This window comes from Methylophaga sp. UBA1464, from assembly GCF_002325665.1.
Taxonomy (GTDB): domain Bacteria; phylum Pseudomonadota; class Gammaproteobacteria; order Nitrosococcales; family Methylophagaceae; genus Methylophaga.
The window spans coordinates 39,211-44,705 of the sequence record NZ_DCSO01000077.1 but is presented as its reverse complement, the minus strand read 5'-3'; the positions used below and the strand labels follow the sequence as shown (position 1 = coordinate 44,705).

Sequence of the window (5,495 nt, the reverse complement as noted above, 5' to 3'; positions counted from 1 at the left end):
CTGCGGTCATGGGCTTGAGATAAGCCATCTCATTGCGTTGAATCACCAAACGGGAAGCCAGCCCCTCTTCTGCCAAACGGGTCTGCAACAACGACCAGGCTGACAGAATCGCCAGCGTCGAAGCACTACCGCCAAACACGGTTTCCTGATGATTAATATTCGGGGCAATCGGCGCACATAACGTCAGTGTCTGCGGGGTCATCTCCCGCACCGATACCTGCATGGCTGCTGATAACGGGATATGTTGATGGAGATATCGTTCCAGCCGTTGATTTTCAGTCATCATCAGCAAGCCTTTCGTTATCTGGATGTTTTGTTGCGGTATGTAAATACTCCAGTACGGCGCCCATTAACTGATTGATGCTCTGATATTTTGGTGGACCGGCAGATAGTATTTCACCCTCGGATTGCACATACGGTGCAGGTACCAGCTCATCAGCACAGTTCTCAACAATCGCCTGGGCAGAAGCCTCCGTAGTTTCAAGATGGAATTGCAAGCCAATCACCGATTTTCCTAACTGAAACGCCTGATTGCGACAGCCATAACTCTCAGCGATTCGCTCAGCACCTTCAGGTAAATCAAATGTTTCACCATGCCAGTGAAAAACCAGTGCCATTTCGGGAAACGTGAATAAAGATGAATTCACATTTGCTACAGCCTGAATCGGCCACCAGCCAATTTCTTTTTCATTATTGGGAGTCACTCTGGCGCCCATTGCACTGGCAATCAGCTGTGCGCCCAGACAAATCCCCAATACAGGTTTACCCGTTGCGATAAATTGCCGTATAAACTGCTTTTCTGCTTTTAGCCAGGGATACTCAGCCTCATCATTCACGCTCATTGGCCCGCCCATTACCACCAGATAATCCACATCGCTGATTTCGGGTAATACGGCTTGCCGATAAAACGCCGTAGAACTGATTTGATAACCATTTTTATTGAACCAGGTTTCAATACTGCCCAAGCCTTCAAATGGCACGTGCTGAAAGTAATGTGCTTGCATTGTGCGATCCTGAATAAATTTGGCAACAGTTTAAAGCCAAATGTAAGAATAATTAAACTAATGAATGCTTGTTAGCTTTCATTTTTCCAGACCCTGGAACCTAATAAAACGCAGTAACTTCACGGAGATAACGAAAAGTGGTACGGTCAAACACCATCTGAATCGAAATTTATCGGTTTTGATAAGGGAGAGTCTATAAACGGCATTGGAGAATATAACTATGACAAAAAATGCATTCCCACTCACGCGCATACTCAAACCGGGTTTTCTTATATTTTTGGGCTTGATGCTGATGGCCTGTGCGCCGGAACCAGAGGTAAAAGATGTTCAGGCCAGCGAAGCTGAAATTGAATATCTGTTTGATCGCTGGAACAACGCCCTGCAGACCGGAGATTCCGCCACAGTGACAGCTTATTACGCAAATGATGCTGTGCTTTTACCGACGTTATCAAACACCATTCGAACCGACCATGATGGAATTCGTGACTATTTTGACTATTTCCTGGTATTGCAACCTAATGGCCGGATTGACAAACAGCATATTTCTATCAACGGCAATGTTGCTATAAATACCGGTATTTATACTTTTACATTGACAAAGCAAGAACATGAAAAAAAGGTGCAGGCCCGTTATAGCTTTGTTTATGAACGTCAAAATGATGGTGAATGGTTGATTGTTAATCATCATTCTTCTGCTATGCCAGAAGAGATAGTTGAAAAGCCTGAGCTGATGGAAGATATTCTGATTGAGGAAAAAAGTTAGATTTGGTTTTATCCCTTAATATGCCCGGTTCGTATTCAGGCATACTGCTGAAGCAAATAACAAACATGCTATTTTTTTAGACAACAGAGGCTTACATTATGACTATTGCACTGACACCACTTATTTCATTGATCGCAGGTATTCTGATTTTGGTCGTGCCGAGACTGCTCAACTACATCGTGGCTATTTATCTGATTATTATCGGATTGGTTGGTATCTTCGGTGGCAATCTGAATATCACACCCTAAAATAACTTTTGTAATTAGGGCCTGTTGATGTTTCATAGGCGCCTTGTGAGACAAAGATATAGCCTCCGGCAGTGGTGGCTCTGACAGATCAACAGGCCATGGGAAATCGCGGCGGTTATTTATGATTTCCGCCGCTTTTTTTGCCGTATCTACTGGTTTTCAATATAAATTTGATGGACCACTATTTATCTTTACGTCATCATTCTTTCAAAGAAATCTTACGGCTGTCTGCCAGTTCGATTAATTGTTCAAGTGGATCAGCCAGCGCTTTGAGTCCTTCAGCAATTTCGTCTTCGCTATAACCCAGCTGCTGCATGGTAGCGACCTGGTTTTGCAGTAACTTTTGCATCGCCGCGATTTCCCTGAGCTGATTCATCTGTTTATTGTGGCGATTCTGTTCAGTAAGCTTCTGTTTTATCAGGCGATTTTGATAGGAAATATCTTTCCAGAGTTCGCGTAATTGTTCGATAACTTTATCCAGTCCCAACAGATTGAAATCGCCGGGAGAGTGGATCTCAATGGACTGAATAATAAGTCTGTGATGCGCTTTGACAGCAGATAATGAACCATATAACGCCATTTTAAGCTTCGGATTCTGGCCTTTGTATTTTAACTTTTCCAACACATAGAGCCGGTTATACAGAATATTAAGCTGGTGAAAAAAACGGTAAAAGTCCTCTACCGTCCAATCCTCAACAGCACTAAACCCGATTGGGCTAATAGACTCGGACAATCGCGGCCTCCTTGGTCATGATGTGATTGCTGATCGTAACAGGCTGAGTAAGTATCACCTTTCGACTGGCTTATTTCATTCCTCTTTACGGCTGATAATTTCACCTTCAATGATATGGGTTTCATGACGTGATTGCTGAGACGAGCGTTGTGAAAACGGTTGTTGTTGAGAAGCCGATTCCCGGGCTTTACGCATTTGTCTGCGTGCCCGGTAAAGCATCAGCGGAATCAGGATCCAGCTCAGCAACACCACAAAAACCAGCAGTGTCAGACTCAGCATCATTATCAGCCCCAGCATAATCCATGCAAAGATCCGTTGCAGCAAACCGGCAGACTGCAACTGTCTGAATTGTTGTTGCCAGGCTTGAGCTTGCTGGCGAAAAGCATCAGATCGAAACATATAACCTCTTTTTCAAGCACCTTTTGTGCTGGTTTGATAACTTAATGGTAGCGACATAGTGCCTGTTTAGTCATGGATTGAGAAAGTCACCGGAGGCAATAAGTTTCAATCCTGAGACCGGTCGATTATAGAGATATACCCAGGCTTTCAGTTTATGCCCATCCGACAGCGAAACCATTAACTGTTGCCGCACATATTCGTGTGGCTGAGGAAAACTGGAAGAACATTCTTCATAATCATCCAGAGCAGCAAACAGCAATTGGTAATTGTAAATCCGATACACTTCACCAAAAACCAGTTGCCGCGAATCATCGCTTGTTATTACGCCGGGATAATAATCAACCAGATACAATTGTCCTTGCAGCGTTCCAATATCGATGAATTCACAGAATCTTTGCAGCAAATCGTGACGAGCAGTGTCTTTACGTAAGGTACCGTATACAAAAAGATAGTTTTCAGTCATAGATTAAGGGCTGTGAAATTCATTGATGAACAGACTCTGATGTCATTCTACGTGGAGAATTATCACAACTAAATATGAATTCAGACTTAACAGAACCCACATACACTGGACGCTTCGCCCCCTCACCGACCGGACCGTTGCATTTTGGCTCGCTGGTAGCTGCTACGGCAAGCTTTCTGGACGCACGTGCGCACAATGGAAAATGGCTGGTGCGGATGGAAGATCTGGACAAACCCCGCGAAGTTGCAGGCGCGGCAAAGGATATTCTCGATACGCTGCAAAGTTTTGGTTTTGAGTGGGACACTGATGTGCTGTTTCAAAGTCAGCGCAATCCCGTTTACCGTGAAATGCTGACAAAGTTGCAATTGTCAAAACAGGCCTATCCCTGCGCCTGTAGCCGAAAAGAAATTAATGCCAGTGCTCTAATGGGGATTGATGGACCTGTATATCCAGGCTTTTGTCGTGATGGCTTGTCTGCTGTAAAACAAGTACGTACCTGGCGACTCAAAGTCAATGAACAACCCGTGTGTTTTTATGACCAGATTCAGGGGAACCAATCGCAGAACTTGGCTCGTGATGTGGGTGATTATGTGATTAAACGTGCAGATGGTTTGTATGCCTATCAGTTGGCGGTCGTGGTTGATGATGCCATGCAGGGTGTGACGCATATTGTTCGAGGTGCTGATCTGCTGGACTCAACGCCCAGACAAATTTATCTACAGCAACAACTTGGATTTACCACACCACTTTATGCACATATTCCCGTAGCGACCAATCTGCAAGGCGAAAAACTCAGTAAACAAACCCGTGCACAGCCGATAAAGCAGAGAGACAGTGGCGTGGTCTTATGCCGGGTATTACGCTTTCTGGGTTTGCAACCACCGGCAGAATTGGCACATGTCCCGCTTGATGATTTATGGCAATGGGCAATACAGCATTGGCAGATACAAAACGTACCCAAGTTGCGACGCCAGGTTACGATGGTTCCAGCAGAACCAGAAGTAGAACCCACGATCGGGGTTTGATATTGGCCGACGCAGAGTCTACATTTGCGCAATTCGCTGACTTTTTAAAATTTTGCAGCAAGATTGCTTTTTCACAATTTCTGACGCCGTATATAAATAAGATAAGCAATCGTCCAAAAACCTTATTTTGCTTACATATTTTTATCTGATTTTGCGGTCTTTCCTTGCACCGTCAAATACTCTCCACTATTCTCACAGGCAACTTTTCCCGCTAGAAAATGACTTAAATCACAGCTCAACAATGACAAATTCACATTTTAGTCAATGGAATTGTCAGCTGGGCTGTGAGCTGAATTCAGGAGATATCGGATACGATGTTATTTGCCGTTTTATCAGGTTTTATTCTGGCCCTCTTTACGCCTTTTCTGCAGCGTATTGCAGGGAATAAAACCGGCTGGCTTTTAGCGATCTTGCCATTATCGCTAACGGTGTATTTTGCCAGTTTTATCCCATCGTTGGGCCAGGGTGAAGTCATCTATCAGCAATGGCAGTGGTTGCCGGGGATGGATATCAATCTGAGCTTTATGCTGGATGGACTGTCTTTGCTATTTGCACTGCTGATTAGTTTTATCGGTATCTTCATTTTTATTTACGCAGGCAGTTACCTGAAAGGGCATCAATCGATCGCTCGTTTTTTTGTCATCATGCTCGCCTTTATGGCTTCAATGCTCGGGCTGGTGCTGTCCGATAATCTGATCAGCCTGTTTGTGTTCTGGGAATTAACCAGCATCACTTCCTATCTGTTGATCGGTTTTGATCATGAAGACGAATCCGCCAGGCGTTCAGCATTACAAGGTTTGTTTGTCACGGTAGGAGGTGGTCTGGCCCTGATGGCCGGACTGATTATGCTGGCCACTGCG

9 protein-coding genes are annotated in these 5,495 nt (G+C 44.5%); 4 read left to right on the top strand and 5 right to left on the bottom strand.

The annotated features are described in order from the left end of the window. On the bottom strand, positions 1-286 hold a 286-nt coding region (locus tag B3O33_RS09410), incomplete at its 3' end, for a YiiD C-terminal domain-containing protein (RefSeq protein WP_292363491.1). Next, entirely contained in the window at positions 276-1,004 is a 729-nt protein-coding gene (locus tag B3O33_RS09405; protein WP_292362442.1) for a type 1 glutamine amidotransferase, read from the bottom strand. The genes B3O33_RS09410 and B3O33_RS09405, both read right to left, overlap by 11 nt. Positions 1,005-1,224: 220 nt before the next feature. On the opposite strand from B3O33_RS09405, the gene B3O33_RS09400 reads away from it, so the two are divergent. Further along, complete coding sequence (locus B3O33_RS09400; protein ID WP_292362441.1) at positions 1,225-1,767, top strand: SgcJ/EcaC family oxidoreductase; 543 nt, start codon at positions 1,225-1,227, stop codon at positions 1,765-1,767. 98 nt (positions 1,768-1,865) lie between these two features. Beyond that, on the top strand, positions 1,866-2,015 hold the full coding sequence (locus tag B3O33_RS09395) for a DUF3096 domain-containing protein (RefSeq protein WP_014707945.1): 150 nt from the start codon (positions 1,866-1,868) through the stop codon (positions 2,013-2,015). A gap of 199 nt (positions 2,016-2,214) precedes the next feature. Here B3O33_RS09395 and B3O33_RS09390 read toward each other — a convergent pair whose 3' ends face one another. From B3O33_RS09390 to B3O33_RS09380, 3 genes are all read right to left on the bottom strand, one after another. Continuing rightward, a complete protein-coding gene (locus tag B3O33_RS09390; RefSeq protein WP_292362440.1) occupies positions 2,215-2,748 on the bottom strand; it encodes a hypothetical protein in 534 nt (177 codons plus the stop codon). Positions 2,749-2,823: 75 nt separating this feature from the next. Next, positions 2,824-3,147 carry a hypothetical protein gene (locus tag B3O33_RS09385; protein ID WP_292362439.1) on the bottom strand — a complete coding sequence of 108 codons (324 nt, stop codon included), beginning with the start codon at positions 3,145-3,147 and terminating at the stop codon, positions 2,824-2,826. A 70-nt stretch (positions 3,148-3,217) separates the two neighbouring features. Next, on the bottom strand, positions 3,218-3,610 hold the full coding sequence (locus B3O33_RS09380; RefSeq protein WP_292362438.1) for a gamma-glutamylcyclotransferase family protein: 393 nt from the start codon (positions 3,608-3,610) through the stop codon (positions 3,218-3,220). A gap of 74 nt (positions 3,611-3,684) precedes the next feature. Between B3O33_RS09380 and gluQRS the strand changes: the two genes are divergently transcribed. Then, complete coding sequence (gene gluQRS, locus B3O33_RS09375) at positions 3,685-4,635, top strand: tRNA glutamyl-Q(34) synthetase GluQRS (RefSeq protein ID WP_292362436.1); 951 nt, start codon at positions 3,685-3,687, stop codon at positions 4,633-4,635. Between the two features lie 314 nt (positions 4,636-4,949). Then, on the top strand, positions 4,950-5,495 hold a 546-nt coding region (locus tag B3O33_RS09370; protein ID WP_292363490.1), incomplete at its 3' end, for a proton-conducting transporter membrane subunit.